Origin of the sequence: Kitasatospora purpeofusca, from assembly GCF_042691725.1 — a bacterium.
GTDB classification, from domain to species: domain Bacteria; phylum Actinomycetota; class Actinomycetes; order Streptomycetales; family Streptomycetaceae; genus Kitasatospora; species Kitasatospora purpeofusca_B.
Window position 1 is genome coordinate 3446994 of record NZ_CP170483.1, and the last position, 21078, is coordinate 3468071.

The 21078-nt window shown below is 73.4% G+C and carries 15 protein-coding genes; 8 read left to right on the forward strand and 7 right to left on the reverse strand.

Going from position 1 to position 21078, the window contains the following annotated elements; all coding sequences use genetic code 11:
* Positions 1–26: 26 nt before the first annotated feature.
* On the reverse strand, positions 27–248 hold the full coding sequence (locus ACFCLZ_RS14450; RefSeq protein WP_380285294.1) for a hypothetical protein: 222 nt from the start codon (positions 246–248) through the stop codon (positions 27–29).
* 685 nt (positions 249–933) lie between these two features.
* Between ACFCLZ_RS14450 and ACFCLZ_RS14455 the strand changes: the two genes are divergently transcribed.
* From ACFCLZ_RS14455 to ACFCLZ_RS14490, 8 genes are all read left to right on the forward strand, one after another.
* Positions 934–4626, forward strand: a complete 3693-nt coding sequence (locus tag ACFCLZ_RS14455; RefSeq protein WP_380285295.1) for a nitrate- and nitrite sensing domain-containing protein — start codon at positions 934–936, stop codon at positions 4624–4626.
* 10 nt (positions 4627–4636) lie between these two features.
* Positions 4637–5050 carry a roadblock/LC7 domain-containing protein gene (locus ACFCLZ_RS14460; RefSeq protein WP_344345973.1) on the forward strand — a complete coding sequence of 138 codons (414 nt, stop codon included), beginning with the start codon at positions 4637–4639 and terminating at the stop codon, positions 5048–5050.
* A 162-nt stretch (positions 5051–5212) separates the two neighbouring features.
* Positions 5213–5638 carry a DUF742 domain-containing protein gene (locus ACFCLZ_RS14465; RefSeq protein WP_380285296.1) on the forward strand — a complete coding sequence of 142 codons (426 nt, stop codon included), beginning with the start codon at positions 5213–5215 and terminating at the stop codon, positions 5636–5638.
* Positions 5619–6203 carry an ATP/GTP-binding protein gene (locus ACFCLZ_RS14470; RefSeq protein WP_380285297.1) on the forward strand — a complete coding sequence of 195 codons (585 nt, stop codon included), beginning with the start codon at positions 5619–5621 and terminating at the stop codon, positions 6201–6203. Before ACFCLZ_RS14465 ends, ACFCLZ_RS14470 begins: the two co-directional genes overlap by 20 nt.
* Positions 6204–6603: 400 nt before the next feature.
* A complete protein-coding gene (locus ACFCLZ_RS14475; RefSeq protein WP_380285298.1) occupies positions 6604–10035 on the forward strand; it encodes a nitrate- and nitrite sensing domain-containing protein in 3432 nt (1143 codons plus the stop codon).
* Positions 10036–10045: 10 nt separating this feature from the next.
* On the forward strand, positions 10046–10459 hold the full coding sequence (locus ACFCLZ_RS14480; RefSeq protein WP_344345973.1) for a roadblock/LC7 domain-containing protein: 414 nt from the start codon (positions 10046–10048) through the stop codon (positions 10457–10459).
* A 161-nt stretch (positions 10460–10620) separates the two neighbouring features.
* On the forward strand, positions 10621–11334 hold the full coding sequence (locus ACFCLZ_RS14485; RefSeq protein WP_380285299.1) for a DUF742 domain-containing protein: 714 nt from the start codon (positions 10621–10623) through the stop codon (positions 11332–11334).
* Entirely contained in the window at positions 11315–11899 is a 585-nt protein-coding gene (locus tag ACFCLZ_RS14490) for an ATP/GTP-binding protein (protein WP_380285297.1), read from the forward strand. The genes ACFCLZ_RS14485 and ACFCLZ_RS14490 overlap by 20 nt, the downstream gene beginning before the upstream one ends.
* Before the next feature lie 112 nt (positions 11900–12011).
* On the opposite strand, the gene cimA is transcribed toward ACFCLZ_RS14490, so the two are convergent.
* From cimA to ACFCLZ_RS14520, 6 genes are all read right to left on the reverse strand, one after another.
* Positions 12012–13622 (reverse strand): citramalate synthase, encoded by a 1611-nt coding sequence (gene cimA / locus ACFCLZ_RS14495; RefSeq protein WP_380285300.1) that lies wholly within the window; start codon positions 13620–13622, stop codon positions 12012–12014.
* A 349-nt stretch (positions 13623–13971) separates the two neighbouring features.
* The gene (locus tag ACFCLZ_RS14500) at positions 13972–15084 is read right to left on the reverse strand and encodes a branched-chain amino acid aminotransferase (protein ID WP_380285301.1); all 1113 of its coding nucleotides are present in this window, start codon (positions 15082–15084) and stop codon (positions 13972–13974) included.
* A gap of 218 nt (positions 15085–15302) precedes the next feature.
* Complete coding sequence (locus ACFCLZ_RS14505) at positions 15303–16340, reverse strand: 3-isopropylmalate dehydrogenase (protein WP_380285302.1); 1038 nt, start codon at positions 16338–16340, stop codon at positions 15303–15305.
* Between the two features lie 72 nt (positions 16341–16412).
* Complete coding sequence (locus ACFCLZ_RS14510; RefSeq protein WP_380285303.1) at positions 16413–16976, reverse strand: Uma2 family endonuclease; 564 nt, start codon at positions 16974–16976, stop codon at positions 16413–16415.
* 115 nt (positions 16977–17091) lie between these two features.
* Entirely contained in the window at positions 17092–20475 is a 3384-nt protein-coding gene (locus tag ACFCLZ_RS14515) for a S8 family serine peptidase (protein WP_380285304.1), read from the reverse strand.
* A 235-nt stretch (positions 20476–20710) separates the two neighbouring features.
* Positions 20711–20872 (reverse strand): hypothetical protein, encoded by a 162-nt coding sequence (locus ACFCLZ_RS14520; RefSeq protein WP_380285305.1) that lies wholly within the window; start codon positions 20870–20872, stop codon positions 20711–20713.
* Between the last annotated feature and the right edge of the window lie 206 nt (positions 20873–21078).

Here is a 21078-nt window from a genome sequence, read left to right on the forward strand (position 1 = left end):
GCCTGTTCGGGGCGATGCGGAACGCCTCAGTCCTGCGGGAGGCTCACCGCCGGGGCGACCGCCAGCTGGGTGCGGCGCGGGTTGGCGGTGGCGACCGGCAGCTCGGTCGCGTAGGTCGCCACGTGCTCGGGCTTGCGGGCGCCGGGGATCTGGCCGAAGTCCTCGACCGAGGCCAGCGTCGTCCGGCGCGGGTTCGCGGTGGAACGGCTGGTCAGCGTGGACCTGGTGGCCTTCTTCGCCTGGGACATCTCGTCAGCACCTCAAGGTCGCGGCCGGCGACCGACCGCGATCGGCTCCCGGCCTGAGTGATTCGGGGAGATTCTGGGCAGGCTGATCGGGGCCGTGCTCCGGATACAGCAAGGTTACGGATCTCTTTCCACAGTCACCGTGACCAAAGCTACACATTCATCTGTGATTTTCGCCACAAATCATGGAACATACCTCCGATATCCGGCATATCGCCGCATCGACCTTTACCGGCATATCGGAAATATCGGGCATTTCCGAAGCTCCGCCCATCCCATTGGTCTCGACCCTGCTTGGCATGCATCCGGCGAGTGTCCGAAAAAGGCGGTATTCCGGTCCGTTTGTCGCACAGTCGGTGAGATCGTGCGCGCGGTGAGTAGTGCCGTCCGATGTGCCCCGTCCGCCCTTGTTGGGATTCCCCGGCTGTGCTGGAATGCCACGGACCGTGGGTAGGGAGCAGTCCACCCCGGTGACCCGCTCTCCCGGACCGGCCGGGGTGCGGATGGAAACTCGACACCGTCCAGGCCGCGGCGACGCGGTGGGACGCCCGGTCCAGAGGTTGCGACGCCAGTGCAGGGACGTTTCAAAAGGGGTAGCGGCGCCGCGGGTGACCCGGAGTCGCATGAGCCCGCGCCAGCCCCCCAGCCGGCGGCGGCCCCCGGCAGCCCGGCCGAACCGGCACCCGATGTGATCGGCGGGCCGGAGGAGGACGGCGGGGAGCGGAAGTCGACCCGCGGCAAGCTCCGCAGCTCCCTGACCCGCCGGCGCGCCAAGGGCATGAGCCGCCTCGCCATGCGCAACTGGCGGATCCGCAGCAAGCTGATCGCCCTGCTCGCGCTCCCGGTCCTGGTCGCGCTGGTCCTCGGTGGCCTGCGCATCCAGACCTCGCTCGAAACCTCGCAGCAACTGGCCCAGATGGCCAACCTCTCGGACCTCGCCAAGAAGGCGACCGACCTCGCCAACGCCCTGCAGAACGAGCGGGACGTCAGCGCGGGCCCGATCACCGCCAAGCCCAGCGCGGCGCTGGACGACGACATCGTCGCCGCCCGCAAGGTCACCGACGACCTCAGCCGCACCTTCACCGCGTCCTCGGACAAGTTCGAGAACCTGGAGCTCTCCGGCGGCAAGGCGCTGCTCTTCCAGATCCGCAAGGACCTGAACTCGGTCTCCGACGCGCGCGGCAACCCGTACCAGAACAACCAGAACATCCAGGCGACGATCACCGCGTACGACGTGATCATCCGCGACCTGCTGTCGATCACCCAGGACATCGCGCTCGCGTCCAACAACCGCGAGCTGGTCCGCTCGACCCGCGCCCTGCAGCAGTTCTCGCTCGCCAAGAACGCCACCTCCCAGCAGCGCGCGCTGATCAGCGCCGCGCTCGCCAACCCGGGCGGCCCGGACCTCAGCCTGAGCGACGAGTCCTTCGGCATCCGCCTGCGCGCGTCCTACGACAACGCGCTCCAGGGCTTCAACAACATCTACACCTCGCACGACCTGGACAACCTGCGCGGCCAGCTGAGCTACAACTCGGTGGTCGCCGCGGCCGACCGCTACGCGCGCTCGATCCTCCAGCAGAGCGGCATCCACCAGAGCGAGGTCGTCAGCTACAAGGACTGGTACGAGCAGTCCACCGCCAAGATCGCCGCCGAGCGGCGCATCGAGTCCAAGCTCATCGAGGACCTCGACGGCAAGGCCCAGGAGCTGCAGTCCCAGGCCGACACCGAGGCCCTGATCATCGGTGCCGCCGTCGCGCTCGTGCTGCTGGTCGCCCTCGGTGGCGCCGGTCTGATCGCGCGCTCGATGGTGCGCTCGCTGACCCGTCTGCAGGCCGCGGCCGAGGACGTCGCCGAGCGGCGGCTGCCCGAGCTGGTCAAGACGCTCTCCGAGACCGACCCGCACGACGTGGACGTCACCGTCGAGCCGGTCGGCGTCGACTCCGCGGACGAGATCGGCCACGTGGCGCACGCCTTCGACATGGTGCACAGCGAGGCCGTGCGCCTCGCCGCCGAGCAGGCCCTCCTGCGCGGCAACATCAACGCGATGTTCACCAACCTCTCGCGCCGCAGCCAGGGCCTCATCCAGCGCCAGCTGTCGCTCATCTCGGAGCTGGAGAGCCGCGAGGCCGACCCGGACCAGCTGGCCAACCTCTTCAAGCTGGACCACCTCGCGACCCGCATGCGCCGCAACGGCGAAAACCTCCTCGTCCTCGCCGGTGAGGACCCGGGCCGCCGCTGGACCCGCCCCGTCCCGCTGGTCGACGTGCTCCGCGCCGCCGCCTCCGAGGTGGAGCAGTACGAGCGCATCGAGCTCGCCGCCGTGCCGTCGGCCGAGGTCGCCGGCCGCGTCGTCAACGACCTCGTCCACCTGCTCGCCGAGCTGCTGGAGAACGCCACCTCGTTCTCCAGCCCGCAGACCCGCGTCCGGGTCACCGGCCACGCGCTGCCGGACGGCCGGGTGCTCGTCGAGATCCACGACACCGGCATCGGCCTGAGCCCCGACGACCTCGCCGAGATCAACGAGCGCCTCGCCAACCCGCCGACGGTGGACGTCTCCGTCTCCCGCCGCATGGGCCTCTTCGTGGTCGGCCGCCTGTCGCTGCGCCACGGCATCCGCATCCAGCTGCGTCCCAGCGACTCCGGCGGCACCACCGCGCTGGTCATGCTCCCGGTGGACGTCACCAACTCCGCCGACCGCCGCGGCCCCGGCCGTCCCGGCGGCGGGCAGCCCAAGCAGCAGCGGGGGGCCGCCCCGACGCCGCGCCAGCAGCGCCAGGTCCCGGCCGGCCAGGGCGGCCGCACCGGCGGCCCGGCGGCGCTCGGCCAGGGTCCGGCGGGCGGTGCCCCGCAGGGCGGCCGGCCGCAGCTCGGCCAGGGCGGCCCCGGTCCGTCCGGCGGCAAGGGTGGTCCCGGTGCGGGCGGCGGCCTGCCGACCCGTCAGGTCGGCCAGTCGCTGCGCGAGAACCCGGCGGCGGAGGGCGGCCGGCCGGGTGCGCCCGGCCAGCAGGGCCCGAACCAGCAGGGCCCGAACCAGCAGGCGTCCAACCAGCAGGGCGGTCTGCCCCAGCGCACCCCGGGCCGGCCGGGCCCGCAGCAGGGCGGCCCCGGCGGTCTGCCCCGCCGCGGCCCGCAGCAGGGCGGCCAGCCGCAGGGTGCCCCGCAGCAGGGCGGCCCGGGCGGACGCCGCCCCGGCCAGGAGCGTCCGCAGGGCGACGGCGTCCCCGCCGCCCGCGGCGGCGAGCAGCCCCAGCACGGCTGGGCCGACCAGTCGGGCCGCCCGGGCGCGCCGCAGGGCGCCCGCCCCGGTGAGCGTCCGCAGGAGGGCCTGCCGCAGCGTCAGCGGCCCGGCCAGGGCCGTCCGCCGCAGGGCCAGCAGGGTCCCCAGGGCCCGCAGCAGGGCCAGGGCGGCCGTCCGCAGCGGCCCGCGCCGGGCGACCGGCAGCAGCCGCTCCAGCAGACCCAGCCGCTGCCGAAGGTCCAGCCGGCCCAGCCGCTGCCCTCGGCCGAGCCCACCCCGGAGGAGAGCACCCAGCAGTTCGCCCGCCCCCGGTTCGAGGCCAGTGACATCGACCCGCGCGACCCGCTGGGCCTCGGCCTGGTGGAGCCGGTGCTGCCGGCCGTGCCCAACCCGGTCCGTCCGGAGCAGGCCGCCCGCCCCCAGCAGCCGCAGGCCCCGCAGCAGCCGGTCCAGCAGCAGCCGCCCGTCCGGCAGGAGCCGATGGCGCTGCCCACCGGGCCGTCCGACGGCGGTGCGCCGGCCGACCAGGGCTGGCAGCGCGAGGAGGGCCGCCCGGCCCAGCGGGAGAGCCGGCCGCGCCCGTACCAGCCGCGCCGCCCCGGCACCACCGCCCCGGGCCACCCGCCGCAGGGGCCCGCCCCCCGGGCCGCCCAGGCCCAGCGGCCGCCGGTCCAGCAGCCGGCGCCGCAGGCCCAGCAGCCCCAGGACCAGCCGCAGCGGCAGGCCCAGCAGCCGCAGCCCGGTGACGCCCCGTGGCGCCCGTCCGCCAACGACGAGCGCTGGCGCCGCGCCGAGCAGGTCCGCGAACCGTCGACCAGCGGCGTCACCATGTCGGGCCTCCCCCGGCGCACCCCGCAGGCCAACCTGGTCTCCGGGACCGCCGAGGCGTCCCCGCTGACCGGTCCGCAGGTCTCCCGCGCGCCCGAGGAGGTCCGCGGCCGCCTCACCAACCTGCGCCGCGGCATCCAGCAGGGCCGCCGGGCCGGTGCCGAGCAGGCGGCCGGCCAGGCGCCGGGCGGCCAGGGGCAGGGCGACCAGGGCCAGGGCGACCAGGCCGGTTTCCACCATGGTGCCCAGCAGCCCGGGTTCGATAGCTTCGGGGGCCGGAGCGACGGCAACGCCGCAGATCATCAGGAGCGTTGAGTTGAATCAGATGAGCCAGGCCGCACAGAACCTGAACTGGCTGATCACCAATTTCGTGGACAACACCCCCGGGGTGTCGCACACGGTGGTGGTCTCCGCGGACGGCCTCCTGCTGTGCATGTCCGAGGGTTTCCCCCGCGACCGCGCCGACCAGCTCGCCGCCGTCGCCTCCGGCCTCACCTCCCTCACCACCGGCGCCAGCCGGATCTTCGAGGGCGGCGAGGTCAACCAGACCGTCGTCGAGATGGAGCGCGGCTTCCTCTTCCTCATGGCCATCAGCGACGGCTCCGCGCTCGCCGTCCTGGCCTCCCCCGACTCCGACATCGGCCTCGTCGGATACGAGATGGCGCTGCTCGTCGACCGCGCCGGCGCCGTCCTCACCCCCGCACTGCGCGCAGAACTCCAGGGCAGTCTCCTGCACTGAGTGCACCCGGGCGGCACTTCCACCCGTCCCACCTCTCCGCCGGGTCCGACCCGACCGGACCCGGCGTTCCACCCTCAGCTACCCTCAGGCAGCTGATCTCGCCTCAGCTGGCATCGCCCCAGCTGGAACCGGCTGCCCCAGGCTGCAGCACAAGGAGGACCCATGACCCCGCCTTCGACACCCGCCGGCTCGTACGGCGGCGGGTACGGCAGCGGCTACGGCGGGCAGCAGTCCGACGGCTACGAGCAGCAGCCGCTGGTCCGCCCCTACGCGATGACCGGAGGCCGCACCCGGCCCCGGTACCAGCTCGCGATCGAGGCGCTGATCTCGACCACCGGCTCCGCCGAGCGGACCGGTGGCCTGCTGCCCGAGCACGCCCGGATCGTGAGCCTCTGCCGGGAGGTCAAGTCCATCGCGGAGATCTCCGCTCTGGCCGGTGTCCCGCTCGGTGTCGCCCGTATCCTCGTGGCCGACCTGGCGGAGGCCGGTCTCGTCGCCATCCACCAGCCCGCCGCCGCGGGCGAGTCGGGCGGAACGCCCGACGTCACGCTGCTCGAAAGGGTCCTCAGTGGACTTCGCAAGCTCTAACGCGGCCGCCCCCACCCGCGCCACCACCTCCGCGAAGATCGTCGTCGCGGGCGGCTTCGGCGTCGGCAAGACCACGCTCGTCGGCGCCGTCTCCGAGATCAACCCCCTGCGCACCGAAGCCGTCATGACCTCCGCATCCGCCGGCATCGACGACCTCAGCCACGTCTCCGGCAAGACGACCACCACCGTCGCCATGGACTTCGGCCGCATCACCCTCGACGAAGACCTCATCCTCTACCTGTTCGGCACCCCCGGACAGGACCGCTTCTGGTTCATGTGGGACGACCTCGTCCGCGGCGCCATCGGCGCCGTCGTCCTCGTCGACACCCGCCGCCTCGCCGACTGCTTCCCCGCCCTCGACTACTTCGAGAACAGCGGACTCCCCTTCGTCGTCGCCCTCAACGGCTTCGACGGACACCAGCCCCACACCCCCGACGAAGTCCGCGAAGCCCTCCAACTCAGCAGCGACACCCCCGTCATCACCCTCGACGCCCGCCGCCGCGACAGCGCCAAGAGCGCCCTCATCACCCTCGTCGAACACGCCCTCCTCGCCCGGCTCCGCTGAGCGGAACCCGAGGTCGGCGGCCCCGGCACCCCGTCGGCGTGACGGGGCGCCGGGGCACGTTCGCTTGCGCAGAGGTGTCGTCCGGTCGCCTCGCGCAAGACCCCCGCATAAGCAGCGGATAACAGTTCGGTAGGCATTTCGTGATCAACAATGACTGTTTGTAGCGAATCGGCATCACTCAGCGCCAGAAGACCACAGTTTTGCTCCAACATGTGGGCTAATGTCCTGAATTGCACTGCGCGCCTCGCCCACCAGCAGCTGTTTGTCCCCCATCCCTGCACGTGCTGAAATTCCAGCTACCCCTGGATCCCGCACGGTTGCCGCTCCCCGGAGCCGGCGGCCCCCGGGGGTAGCGCTGGATTGATCCATGGCCGACTGTCGGCCGAGAGGTAGTTGTCGAGTGAGGCGTAAGCAGCAGGTCGCCCCGCAGCGGCGCTCCGAGCCCCGCCAGAGCGAGCCGAACGGCACCGCGCCGGAACCGGGCGGGTTCTCGGCGTTCACGCCGGTCGAGGAACGGCCGCAGGGCGCCCCGGCCCCGCAGCAGGCCGACCCCGGCAAGGACCGCGCCTCCGGCCCGGGCACCACCCCCGGCTCAGGCTCCGGCTCAGGCTCCGACGACACCGGTCCCAAGGGCAGCCGGTACGACTTCGTACGCCCGCGGAACTGGCGCGTGCCGGCCCGTCTGATCGCGATCCTGCTGATCCCGGTCGTCATCGCCCTCGTCTTCGGCGGCCTGCGCGTCAACACCTCGATCGACGGCTTCATCAAGGCCGACCGTGCCCAGCGCACCGCCACCCTCGCCAAGGCCGCCACCGAGCTCGCCGAGGCGCTGGAGAGCGAACGCGACAAGACGCTCATACCCCTGATCACCAAGCAGGACCCGAACAACGACGTCACCAAGGCGCGCTCGACCACCGACGCCGCCCTCAAGGCGTACAACGCGGCCTACGAGGCGAGCGACAAGTCCGGCGAGCTCCCCCGGCGCCACGAGGCCTTCCAGCAGGTGGTCGTCCACCTGCCGCAGCTGCGGGCCGGCGCCTACGCCGACAACCTCTTCGCCTCGGCGACCGTCAGCGCCTACTCGGTGATGTTCGCGCCGCTGCTGTCCTACGACAACTCGGTCGGCCTCGGCTCGTCCAACCTCACCAGCAAGGGCCGCTCGATCTACGCGATGTCGCTGGCCAAGGCCTCCGCCTCGACCCAGCGCGCCCTCATGCTGCAGCTGCTGGTCGGCATCTCCGCCCAGAAGACCACCCGGTACGAGAACGTCGACCTCATCCAGCAGCTGCTGGTCGCCCAGCGCCTGGAGCAGACCGCGCTCACGGAGTTCAACACCGGCAGCGCCCCCGAGGACGCCCAGAAGTACGCCGACGCCCAGGTCGCCCAGGCCAACGCCGACCAGCGCGCCGCCTACCGCATGCCCAACGGCAGCGTCCCGACCATGCAGGGCCTGCTGAACCTCGGCACCGCCTACACCCAGGCCGCCGCCAACGGCCAGTCCCAGGGCAAGGAGGTCGCCGACAAGGCCTACAAGGAGGCCAAGGACTCCGGCCTGACCCCGGAGAACTGGAACCAGGCCGCCAACACCCACACCTCCAGCCTCCGCGCCACCGAGGTCGCGCTGCTGGACGACGTGCTCCTGGACGCCGCCGAGCTGCGCGACAACGCCCGCTTCGACGCCATCCTCAACGCGCTGATCGTGCTCACCGCGCTGATCCTCGCCGGTGTCCTCACCGGCTACGTGGCCCGCTCGATGATTCTCGGCATGCGCACCCTGCGCAACGCCGCCCTGGACATCGCCGACCACCGCCTGCCCGAGCTGGTCGAGCGGCTCTCCAAGACCGACCCGGACCGGGTGGACACCAACGTCACCCCGATCCCGCTGCACGGCAGGGACGAGATCGGCGAGGTCGCCCGGGCCTTCGACCAGGTCCACCGGCAGGCGGTCGCGCTCGCCGCCGAGCAGGCCCTGCTGCGAGGCAACGTCAACGCGATCTTCACCAACCTGTCGCGCCGCAGCCAGAGCCTCATCCAGCGCCAGCTGGCGCTGATCACCGACCTCGAGAACAACGAGGCCGACCCGGACCAGCTGGAGAACCTCTTCAAGCTGGACCACCTCGCGACCCGTATGCGCCGCAACGGTGAGAACCTGCTCGTCCTCGCGGGCGAGGAGGCCGGCCGCCGCTGGAACACCCCGGTCCCGCTGGTCGACGTGCTCCGCGCCGCCGCGTCCGAGGTGGAGCAGTACGAGCGCGTCGAGCTCTCCGGCATCCCCGAGGCCGAGGTCGTCGGCGCCGCCGTGACCGACCTCGTCCACCTGCTCGCCGAGCTGCTGGAGAACGCCACCACGTTCTCCAGCCCGCAGACCCGGGTGCTGGTCAACGCGACCCGCCTGCCGGACGGCCGGGTGCTCGTCGAGATCCACGACAAGGGCATCGGCCTCACCGCCGAGGACTTCGCGGAGATCAACGAGAAGCTGGCCGAGCCGCCCACGGTCGACGCCACCATCTCCCGCCGCATGGGCCTCTTCGTGGTCGGCCGGCTCTCCCAGCGGCACGACATCCGCGTCCAGCTCCGCCCGTCCGGCGAGTCGGCCGGGACCACCTCGCTGGTCATGCTGCCGCCGTTCCTGACCCAGATGGCCGCGGCGCCGGAGCCCGAGGAGCAGTTCACCGTCTCCCGGATCTTCGCCGAGCAGGAGCCGTCCGCCGAGTGGGCGCTCGACGGGGACCCGGCCCGCAGCGCCGCCGAACTCGGCTTCGACGACCACCTCACCGGCATCGGCAACGCCGGCCCCACCGGCTTCAGCCCGGCCCTGGAGGCCGTCCAGCGCTCGCAGCGCCTGGACCAGGTCCGCCGCGCCGCGCTGGAGCCCGGACCGCACGACGCCCAGCCGCCGGTGGTGGACGCCGAGGTCGAGGACGACTACCCCGCCTACGGCCGCCGCAACGACGAGTCCTACGGCCAGGACGAGCAGTACCCGCAGCAGGGCTACGAGCAGTCCGGCTACGCCGACGACCAGTACGGCTACCAGGACGACTACGGCCAGGGCGCCGGCTACGACGCCGAGGGCTACCAGCAGGACGGCTACGGCCAGTACCCGCAGCAGGGCTACGACGCGTACGGCCGGCCGGACGAGTACGGCCAGGAGGCCGGCTACGACCGGTCCGGCTACGCCGACGACCAGTACGGCCGGCGGACCGAGGAGGCCCCGGCGGGCCACCCGTACGCCCCCGAGCAGCCGGCCCTCCCGGCCGCCGACACCGCCCCCACCACCCTGCCGTCCGGGCTGCCGCAGCGCCGCCCGGGCCAGCAGCTGGCCGGCGGCGGCTTCCCGGCCGGCCCGCAGGACGACAACGGCGGCGGGGACGGCCCGAACTGGTTCACCGGCGCCAAGGACACCTCGGCCGCCCCGGCCGAACCCCGCGGCCACGACGTGTCCGCCCTCGGCGGCTACGGGCCCACCGGCCCGACGGCCGCCGGCAACGCGGCCTGGCAGTCGCCCAACGACGGCGACTGGCAGCGGGCCGAGAAGCTCCGCGAGCCCTCCTCCAGCGGCACCACCCAGGCCGGCCTGCCCCGGCGCGTGCCGAAGCAGAACCTGGTGCCGGGCAACGCCCAGCCCACCACGCAGGACGGCCCGCAGGTCTCCCGCGCGCCCGAGGAGGTCCGCGGCCGTCTCACCAACCTGCGCCGCGGCGTCGAGCAGGGCCGCAGTGCCGGTACCACCGGAAGCTTCCGGATCGACCCCGATCAGGTAGACCCGTCCGGCAACGGACAGCAGAATCGCAGCACCGATCTCTTCGGCGGCTCGAACCACCAGGAGCGTTGAGTTGAGTCAGATGAGCCAGGCCGCACAGAACCTGAACTGGCTGATCACCAATTTCGTGGACAACACCCCCGGGGTGTCGCACACGGTGGTGGTCTCCGCGGACGGCCTCCTGCTGTGCATGTCCGAGGGTTTCCCCCGCGACCGCGCCGACCAGCTCGCCGCCGTCGCCTCCGGCCTCACCTCCCTCACCACCGGCGCCAGCCGGATCTTCGAGGGCGGCGAGGTCAACCAGACCGTCGTCGAGATGGAGCGCGGCTTCCTCTTCCTCATGGCCATCAGCGACGGCTCCGCGCTCGCCGTCCTGGCCTCCCCCGACTCCGACATCGGCCTCGTCGGATACGAGATGGCGCTGCTCGTCGACCGCGCCGGCGCCGTCCTCACCCCCGCACTGCGCGCAGAACTCCAGGGCAGTCTCCTGCACTGACGGTCCGTCGGATACCGTCCAGGTATTCGAAGCACCTCCGCGTTCGTCCCGGGCCCGCTTCGGCGGGCTCGGGTTCGGACGTTGTACGGCCTTCGCACCACCGGCTCCGGACCCGTGCCCGAGCTCGCACCGCACCGCCGCACCCTGTGAGGAGAGGAACCGTGACACCGCCCGACGACCGCAGCGGCCAGTACGGCGTTCCGTACCCTGGCACGGGCCATGACGCCTTCGGAGCACCCGGCGTCGTCGGCCACGGTCAGCAGTACGGCCAGCCGCTCCACGGCCAGCACGGCCAGCACTACGGCGGGCCGTCGTACGGCCAACCGTACGCGCCGGGGCAGTACGACCAGTACGCCCAGCCCCGGCCCTCGTACGACGCGCCTCCGCCCGGTTACCCGGACGGGACCGTGGGACAGTACCCCGGCCGCGGCCCGGCCGTCGGGCAGCCGGCCGCAGGTCATCAGGCCGCCGGGCCCGGCCGCTACGCCCCGGCCCAGGGCCCCGCCGGCGACGACTTCGAGGACGAGCTGGACTCCGGCCCGCTGATCCGCCCGTTCGCGATGACCGGCGGACGGACCCGGCCCCGGTACGAGCTGGCCCTGGAGGCGCTCGTCTCCGCCGATGTGGACCCGCAGCGCCTGGCCACCCTGCTCCCCGAGCACCAGCGGATCTGCACCCTCTGCACCGAAGTCAAGTCCGTGGCCGAGGTGTCGGCGCTGCTCTCCCTTCCCCTGGGAGTGGCCCGCATCCTCGTGGCCGACCTGGCCGAGGCCGGCCTGGTCGCCATCCACCAGCCCGCATCCGGCGGCGAATCCGGAACCCAGCCCGACGTCACGCTGCTCGAAAGGGTCCTCAGTGGACTTCGCAAGCTCTAACGCGGCCGCCCCCACCCGCGCCACCACCTCCGCGAAGATCGTCGTCGCGGGCGGCTTCGGCGTCGGCAAGACCACGCTCGTCGGCGCCGTCTCCGAGATCAACCCCCTGCGCACCGAAGCCGTCATGACCTCCGCATCCGCCGGCATCGACGACCTCAGCCACGTCTCCGGCAAGACGACCACCACCGTCGCCATGGACTTCGGCCGCATCACCCTCGACGAAGACCTCATCCTCTACCTGTTCGGCACCCCCGGACAGGACCGCTTCTGGTTCATGTGGGACGACCTCGTCCGCGGCGCCATCGGCGCCGTCGTCCTCGTCGACACCCGCCGCCTCGCCGACTGCTTCCCCGCCCTCGACTACTTCGAGAACAGCGGACTCCCCTTCGTCGTCGCCCTCAACGGCTTCGACGGACACCAGCCCCACACCCCCGACGAAGTCCGCGAAGCCCTCCAACTCAGCAGCGACACCCCCGTCATCACCCTCGACGCCCGCCGCCGCGACAGCGCCAAGAGCGCCCTCATCACCCTCGTCGAACACGCCCTCCTCGCCCGGCTGCGGTGAACCGGGGGCGCTGCCCGACGACGCACCACCCGACGACGAACGGCCGCACGGCGCGGCCCGCGGACCCTCCGGTCCATGGGCCGCGCCGTCGTGACCCGTCGTCCGCGGCGCGCTAGGCGGCGTCCGGCTCCAGGCCGGCCCGCAGCAGGCCGTGGGTGTAGGCGTCCTCCAGCGCCAGCCAGGAGGCGGCCACCACGTTGTCGGCCACCCCGACCGTGGACCAGGTGGCGGTGCCGTCGGAGGTGTCGATCAGCACCCGGGTCTTGGAGCCGGTGCCGTGCTGGCCCTCCAGGATGCGGACCTTGTAGTCCACCAGCTCCAGCTTGGCCAGCTGCGGGTAGATCCGCTCCAGCGCGGTGCGCAGCGCCCGGTCCAGCGCGTCGACCGGACCGTTGCCCTCACCGGTGGCGATCATCCGCTCGCCCTTGGCCCAGAGCTTGACGGTCGCCTCGTTGCCGGTGGTGCCGCCCGGGCCCTGCTCGCTGATCGTGCGCCAGGACTCCAGGGCGAAGTAGCGCTCGCGCCGGCCGCGCACCTCGTCGCGGAGCAGCAGTTCGAAGGAGGCGTCGGCGGACTCGTAGGTGTAGCCGAGGTTCTCCTGCTCCTTGACCTTGGCGACCACCCGGCCGGCGAGGTCCCGGTCGGTGGAGAGGTCGTAGCCGAGCTCCTTGCCTTTGAGCTCGACGGAGGCGCGGCCGGCCATGTCGGAGACCAGCATCCGCATGGTGTTGCCGACCGTCTCCGGGTCGATGTGCTGGTAGAGGTCCGGGTCGACCTTGATCGCCGAAGCGTGCAGGCCGGCTTTGTGGGCGAAGGCGGAGAAGCCGACGTAGGGCTGGTGGGTGGACGGGGTGAGGTTGACCAGCTCGGCGATCGCGTGCGAGATCCGGGTCATCTCGGCCAGGCTGCCGGGCGGCAGCACCCGCCGGTCGTACTTGAGCTCCAGCGCGCCGACCACCGGGAAGAGGTTGGCGTTGCCGACCCGCTCGCCGTAGCCGTTGGCGGTGCACTGGACGTGGGTGGCGCCGGCGTCGACCGCGGCCAGGGTGTTGGCGACGGCGCAGCCGGTGTCGTCCTGGGCGTGGATGCCGAGCCGGGCGCCCGTCTGCGCGAGGACGTCGGCGACGATCTCGCGCACACCGGAGGGCAGCATCCCGCCGTTGGTGTCGCAGAGCACCACCACGTCGGCACCGGCCTCGTGGGCGGCGCGGACCACGGCGAGCGCGTACTCCCGGTCGGCCCGGTAGCCGTCGAAGAAGTGCTCGCAGTCGATGAAGACCCGGCGGCCCTGGGCGCGCAGGTACGCGACGCTGTCGCGGACCATCTCCAGGTTCTCGTCGAGGGTGGTGCGCAGCGCCAGTTCGACGTGCCGGTCGTGGGACTTGGCGACCAGGGTGATCACGGGCGCGCCGGAGTTCACCAGCGCGGCCAGCTGCGGGTCGTCGGCGGCACGGCCGCCGGCCCGGCGGGTGGCACCGAAGGCGACCAGCTGAGCGTGCCGGAGGTCCAGCTCCTCGGCCGCGCGGGCGAAGAACTCGGTGTCCCGGGGGTTGGCGCCGGGCCAGCCGCCCTCGATGAAGCCGACGCCGAACTCGTCCAGATACCGGGCGATGGCCAGCTTGTCGGCCACCGTGAGGTTGATGCCCTCGCGCTGGGCGCCGTCGCGCAGGGTGGTGTCGAAGACGTGGAACGCGTCGTCGGGGAGGTTGGTCGCCTGGGTCATGACCCTGGGTTCTCCGTTCCGGGAGGTCGGTTGCTGCTCTGCCGGTTCTGATCCGGCTCCACTGTCCAGCATCCCGCGCGCACCCGGTGTCCCTCGGCCCCTTGTGGGGGCTCCGGCCGGTCCGGGGTAAACAAAAAGACCCCTCGCGGGTGCGAGAGGTCTGCGCGCGGGTCTGGACGCTGGTGGTCGCCCCGCATCGGGTGGTGCGGTGGCGGTCACTGCGGACCGGCGCGCCTGCTGCTAATCATCAGCGACAGCGAGGACACGCTCGCAGTCTAGGCACATCATCCGTACCGTGGCCCGCCCGTCTCGCCATCCGGGACGGACGGGCGGGGCCGCGACGGCGGTGTCAGACGATCCTGTGCAGCCAGCCGTGGGTGTCGGGGGCCTGGCCGCCCTGGATGGCGAGCAGGGCGCGGCGCAGCTCCATGGTGACCGGGCCGGGCTCGCCGGCGCCGACGCTCCAGTCGCCGCCGTTGGACTTCACCGAGCCGACCGGGGTGATCACGGCGGCGGTGCCGCAGGCGAAGACCTCGGTGAGGGTGCCGTCGGCGTTGCCCTGCTTCCACTCGTCGGTGGAGATCCGGCGCTCCTCCACGGCGTAGCCGAGGTCGGTGGCGAGCTGCAGCAGCGAGTCGCGGGTGATGCCGGGCAGCAGGGCGCCGGACAGCTCGGGGGTGACGATCCGGGCGTCCTCGCCCTCACCGAAGACGAAGTACAGGTTCATGCCGCCCATCTCCTCGATCCACCGGTGCTCGGCGGCGTCGAGCCAGACCACCTGGTCGCAGCCCTTGGCGGCGGCCTCGGCCTGGGCGACCAGGGAGGCGGCGTAGTTGCCGGCGCACTTGGCGGCACCGGTGCCGCCGGGCGCGGCGCGGACGTAGTCCTCGGAGAGCCAGACCGAGACCGGCTTGACGCCGCCGGGGAAGTAGGCGCCGGCCGGCGAGGCGATGATCATGAAGAGGTAGGAGTTGGCCGGGCGGACACCCAGGCCGACCTCGGTGGCGAACATGAACGGGCGCAGGTAGAGGCTCTGCTCCGGCTCGTTCGGGACCCAGGCCTGCTCCTGCTGGACGAGCAGCTCGACCGCCTCGACGAAGGCCTCGACCGGCAGCTCGGGCATGGCCAGCCGGCGGGCGGAGGCCTGGAAGCGGGCGGCGTTGGCCTCCGGGCGGAAGGTCGCGATCGAGCCGTCGGCCTGGCGGTAGGCCTTGAGGCCCTCGAAGATCGCCTGGCCGTAGTGGAGGGTCATGTTGGCCGGGTCCATCTCGATCGGCGCGTAGGGCGCCAGCCGGGCGTCGTGCCAGCCCACGCCCTCGGTCCAGCGGATGGTGACCATGTGGTCGGTGAAGACGCGCCCGAAGCCCGGGTTGGCCAGCCGGGCCTCGCGCTCCGCCGGGGAGAGCGGGTGCGCGGAGGGCTTGAGGTCGAACGTGATGGGCGCCTGGGTGGGCGTGCTCATGGCTGTGTGTCCTTCACCGTGGGGTTGGTCCGGGCCGCCTCCGCCGGTGGACGTTCCGCCCATCTCGGACGGAACGGACGCACGACGGCACGGCCCACTGTCGATACTCGCATCCAGAGGGCCGTGCCGAACAGCCGCGGACTCCTTGGAGATCCGCAAGCCGCCGTTATGGGGTCCGGCCCTGCGGGGCCGGAACACCGTCTGTCGGTTCCGGCCTCCTAGGCGGATACTCGGGTGGCGAGCGCGTCGCCGACCTGGGCGGTGGTACGGGTCCCGGTGCGCTCGGTGAGGTCGGCGGCGACCGCGGCCTCGATCCGGGCGGCCTCGGCGGGGTACCCGAGGTGGTCGAGCAGCATGGCGACCGACAGCACGGTGGCGGTCGGGTCGGCCTTGCCCTGGCCGGCGATGTCCGGCGCCGAGCCGTGCACGGGCTCGAACATCGACGGGAAGGCACCGCTCGGGTTGATGTTGCCGCTGGCGGCCAGGCCGATCCCGCCGGTGACGGCGGCGGCCAGGTCGGTCAGGATGTCGCCGAACAGGTTGTCGGTCACGATGACGTCGAACCGCTCGGGCTGGGTGACGAAGAAGATGGTCGCCGCGTCGACGTGCAGGTAGTCGGTGGTGACCTCGGGGAACTCCCGGCCGACCTGCTCGAAGATCCGCGTCCACAGGTGGCCGGCGTGCACCAGCACGTTGTTCTTGTGCACCAGGGTCAGCTTCTTGCGCGGACGCGCCTGGGCCCGGCGGTAGGCGTCGCGCACCACGCGCTCGATGCCGTACGCGGTGTTGAGGCTGACCTCGGTGGCCACCTCGTGCTCGGTCCCGGTGCGCAGCGTGCCGCCGTTGCCGACGTACGGGCCCTCGGTGCCCTCGCGGACGACCACGAAGTCGATCTGCGGGTCACCGGCCAGCGGGGACGGCACCCCGGGGAAGAGCCGCCCCGGCCGGAGGTTGATGTGGTGGTCGAAGGCGAACCGCAACTTGAGCAGCAGCCCCCGCTCCAGCACTCCGGACGGCACGCTCGGGTCGCCGATGGCGCCGAGCAGGATCGCGTCATGGGCCTTGAGCTCCGCCAGGACGCTGTCCGGGAGCGTCTCACCGGTGCGGTGGTAGCGCCGGGCCCCGAGGTCGAACTCGGTGGTCTCCAGCTTCACATCGGCGGGAAGCACCGCGCCCAGTACCTTGAGGCCCTCGGCCACCACTTCCTGGCCGATACCGTCACCGGGGACGACTGCGAGACGAATCGTGCGAGACATGCTCGGAGGCTACTCCGGTGTCCCACAGCCTGACATCCGGCGTCCACCATCCGGACAACGGCCCCGAGCGGATCAGGTGAGATCGATGTCGACCGGGAAGGGACGGTCCAGCTTCAGCTGCTTGTGGTGGATACCGGTCAGCCCGTAGAGCCGGGTCGCCGGGTCGATCTCGTAGGTGTGGACCACAGGTCGGCCCTCGTCGCATTCCACCCGCCAGAAGTGGGGGATGCCGGCGGTGGCGTACTTGCGCGGCTTCACCTCTCGGTCACGCTCGCGGGACTCCTGAAAGACGACCTCGATCGCGAGCAGCACGTGTTCCGCGCTGAAGTTCGTCTGCAGGTACCCCGTGTCCGAAGTGACATCAACGACGAGGAGGTCCGGCTCGGGCCGGTTCCGCCGGTCGAGCGTCACTCCCATCTCCGGCCATACCTCCCAGCCGTCCGGAGCAGCCTTCTCCAGCGCACGCTCCAGAAGGCGCTTGGTCCTCACCTGGAACTTCGTCTGCGGGCTCACGAAGATCAGGCTCCCGTCGAGCAACTCGGTGTGCGGCGGGAGGTCCGGCAACCGGTCAAGGTCCTCGGCCGTGTACCCCTCGGCCGGGGGCCTGATCCAGTCGGGGTACGGCGCGACGCTCATGGTTCCTCCCATGCGGGCATCCTCGTGGCTGCTCTCGGGCTACTCGGACCGATCCCCCCTGGACTTCATCCGCTCGAGGGGCGTGCGCAGATCTGCGCACGCCCCTCGACAGGTACTACGGCAGGGGCAGGATCTGGCTGCGGTGGGCCTCCGGGTTGAGGTGGTGGAGCAGGAGGATCCGGGACTGCTCCCCGGAAGTGCGGCGGATGTCGAGGACGGTGGCGGGGTGGACGGGGGCGGCGATCGCGGTGGGGCCGCCGGGCGCGGTGCGGATGTCGACCGCGGGGTGCAGGACGTCGACGGCGAGGGTGGGCCGGGCGCCCTGCAGGCCGATCGCGGAGAAGGCCTCGGCCGGGTCCGGCGTGCCCGGGCCGGTGAGGCCGGACCAGAGGGCGTAGTGGACGGTGCTGTGGCCCTCGCCGATGCCCGGCAGGGCGGCCAGGCGGACCGGCAGGACCACCGTGTCGGAGTCCAGCAGGGCGGTGTCGGTGTCGCCCCAGCGGGCGTTCAGCGGCTGGACGTCCAGCTCGGCGCCGGTCCGGGCGTCCAGCGAACGGGCCACCAGGACGTCGCTGCCGCGCAGCCGGTCGGCCTTGACGATCACGTCCGTGACGCCGTCCCCGTCGGTGTCCAGCGCGGCCCGGACGGCGAACAGCCCGACCGGGGTGGCGGCCGGCGCCCACACCTGGGCGCCGAGGTAGAGCCGGCCCTCGGCGAGCGGGTCGCCGGGGAGGGCGGGCGCGTCGGTCGCGGCGCCGACGGCGCGCAGGTCGGCGGCCCGGTCGCCGGCGTGCTCGACGCAGAGGTCCGCGAGGTGCTCGGCCTCCCCGGTGCTCCCCTCCGGGACGAAGCCCGCGCCGGGACCGACCGCCGCCCCGCTGTCCGGCGGGCAGTCGGGCCAGCGGTCGCCCTCCCCGCCGAGCGCGAAGGCGCTGAGCAGGCCGGGCCCGCCGCCGGGCGCGCCGGTGCCGGTGAGGGCGGCCAGCCCACCGCCGCGGGTGGTGCGGACCGGGGTGGTGGCGGCCAGGTCGGAGGCCGCCCGCGGGGCGGCGAGCAACGGCACCCGCAGCCCGGGGGCGGCCGGGTCGTCCGGGGTGAGCAGCAGCCGGCCGGAGAGCTCGCCGCGGTAGCTGCGGGCCCGGCCGCCCTGGAGGGCGGCGGTCGTCGGGTCGGGGGTCCGGCCGAGCGCGCCGGGCACGCTGAGGGTGACCCGCACCCGCGCGGCGCCGCCGGGCGGGACCTCGACCCGGGCGGGCGCGAGCTCGAAGCGGGCGCCGGGCACGTCGGTGGCGGCCGCGTAGCCGGTGCGGTAGGCGACCGGGGCCGCGGAGAGGTTGCGCACCTCGACCTCGCGGACCAGGGCGAGCGGCCCGGTGACGGCGACCGGGCCGAAGGAGACGCCGACGGCGCCCTCGACCGCGCCCTCGCCCGCCGCGTAGGCGACGGCCGGGGTGCGCACGGCGCGGTCCACGGCGGCCCGGCCGGCGCCGGTGCGCTCGGGCCCGTAGACCGGGCCGGTGCCGCCGTCGCCGAGCCAGGTGTCCCCGGCGGTGTTCATCAGCGCGGCCTTGACCTGCTCGACGGTCCAGTCCGGGTGGGCGGCGCGGACCAGCGCGGCCAGCCCGGCCACGTGCGGGGTGGCCATCGAGGTGCCGTCCTCGCGCTGGCCGCCGGTGCCGCTGCCGACCAGGGCGGACCAGATGGTCTCCCCGGGGGCGGCGAGGTCCGGTTTGACGACGCCGGGCACGCCGATGCCGCGCGAGGTGAAGTCGGTGAGGGTGTCGAGCCGCTGCGGCTGGTCCTGGGCGACGGCGCCGTGCAGCGGGTCGCCGGGCGCCGCGAGGCGGACCCGGACCGGCCCGGCGGCGGCGCCCGCGCGCAGCCGTTCGCCGTCGGCGCGGCCGAGCAGGGCGAGCGGCACCCGGTCGTTGCCCGCGATCTCGGCGAGGTGGTCGTCGTCGGCGGCCAGCACGGCGCCGATCGCGCCCGCCTCGGCGACGTGGTCGGCGCGCGGGCCGGAGCCGCAGGCGCGCTCGGACTCCCGGGTGCTCCAGGCGAGCACCGCGATCCGCCCCGCGAGGCGCTGCCGGTCGGCCTCGGAGAAGGCCGCGCAGCCGTCCGGCTGGTCGGCGGGCAGGACGAGTTCGCCGGTGACGTCGGCGATGGACCAGTCCCGGTAGCGGGCGCTCCAGTGGGCCGGGACGACGCCGGCGAGCGACGGCGGGTCGAGCACGGTGATCCCGTCGGCGTCGCCGTGCGGATCGACGGAGGCGGCGACGGCGACCGCCCGGGCGGCGGTGCCGGGGCTGCCGCCGATGCCGTACACGTCGCCCTCGTTGCCCGCGGCGGCGACCACCACGGTGCCGAGCGCGGCGAGCCGGTCGACGGCGAGGGCGTCGGCGTCGTCGGTGGAGCCGAAGCGGCTGCCGAGCGAGAGGTTGAGGACGTCCAGGCGGTCGCTCGGGTCGCCGTCGCCGTCCGGGTCGGCGGCCAGGTCGAGGGCCTGGCCGAGCTGGTCGGTGGAGCCGTCGCAGCCGAAGACCCGGATCGCGTACAGCTGGGCGCCGGGCGCGGCGCCGGGGCCGACCTTGAAGCCGGCCGGGTCCAGGCCGGGCCGGTAGGGGCCGCGGTAGGGCTGCCCGTCGGCGGTGACGCCCAGGCCGGCGGCGGTGCCGGCCACATGGGTGCCGTGGCCGTTGCGGTCGCAGTCGATCGGGTTGTCGTCGGGGTGCGGGTCGGGCTGGTAGTGCGGGGCGCCCGGGTCGGGCTGGTAGTCGTCGCCGACCAGGTCGCGGCCGCCGACCACCTTGGCGCTGGGGAAGAGCCCGGCGGGCGCGGGCGCGGCGCCGTCGACGGACCGGAACGCCTCCTCGGTGCCGGGGCCGCCGAAGTCGGCGTGGGTGTAGTCGATGCCGCTGTCGGCGACGCCGATCCGCACCCCCTGCCCGGTGCTGCCGGCCGCCCCGCCCTCGGACGAGCCGCCCGCCCAGACCGCGGGCGCGCCGGTGACCGGCACCGAGTACGCGTTGTCGCGCCGCTTGCGGACGATCGGGTGCACGGCCGCGACCCCGGGCAGGGTGCGCAGCGCGGGCAGCCGGCCGGCCGGCGCGCTCACCGCGAGGCCGGTGACCAGGGTGCGGGTGCGGTAGAGCTCCCGGGCGGCGGGCACCGCGCCGTGGACGGCGTCGGCCAGCCGGTCCAGCGCGGTGGAGGCGCGGGAGCGCTGGGCGGCGCCGGCCCCGGCGGCCTCCCGGCGGGCGGCCTCCGGGGAGCGCCGCTGGCGCCGGGCCTCGTCGCCGGCCCGCCGCCAGACGGGGGCGACGGGCTCGGTGGCGAGTTCCAGCAGGACGGGTACGGGCCGGTCGGCGGCCCGGGCGGGCGGGGCCGCCGACGGCCTGCCCGCGGCCGGGGCGGCGCCGGTGAGCAACGCCGGTCCGGCCAGCAGGGTCAGCGCGAGGCCGATCCGGGCGAGCGGTCGGCGGACGGTGGGACGACGCATGGGGTCCTCTCCCCCGGCCGGGGGAACCGATCCGCACGCCGTGTGCCGCTGACGCCCGCCCGGTGCGGCCGTCGATCACCCTCCCGGGGGCCCCAAATTAGGAATATCGCGCCGGTCGAGGCGAGCAACCTCCCCCGAACGGTGGCAAGTTGCACCCCTTGGAGTGACATCCTGCCGGTCCGTTCGGCCCATTCGGCGGATGAACGCCACCGGGTCCGGGACTGTCCGGGAGGCGTCAGTGATGGCCGGTCACGCCGCCGTTGTCGCGGCGGTCCAGCGCGCGCTGGAGCGCGGCGGCGGCGAAGGGGTTCGGCTCGGCGGCCCGGCGGCGTCGCGGGACGCGGGTCTGCGGGGCGGCGGGGGCGGAAGCGGCGTGGCGGTCGGCGGTCGAGGGCATACCGGGGCTCCTTGATTCGATACGCGCCGTGGGGACGGACGCGGCGGTGGGGAGGAGGGGGGTACACCGGGCGGGGGTCACCTGCCCATCGGGCGTACACGCGCGCACGGGCCGCGCATCCTGGCTGCAGGGGCGGCGCACCGTACGGCTTCCACCACGGTACGGCCCCGATCCGGCGGTGTCCTCACGAATACTTGGATTTCCTA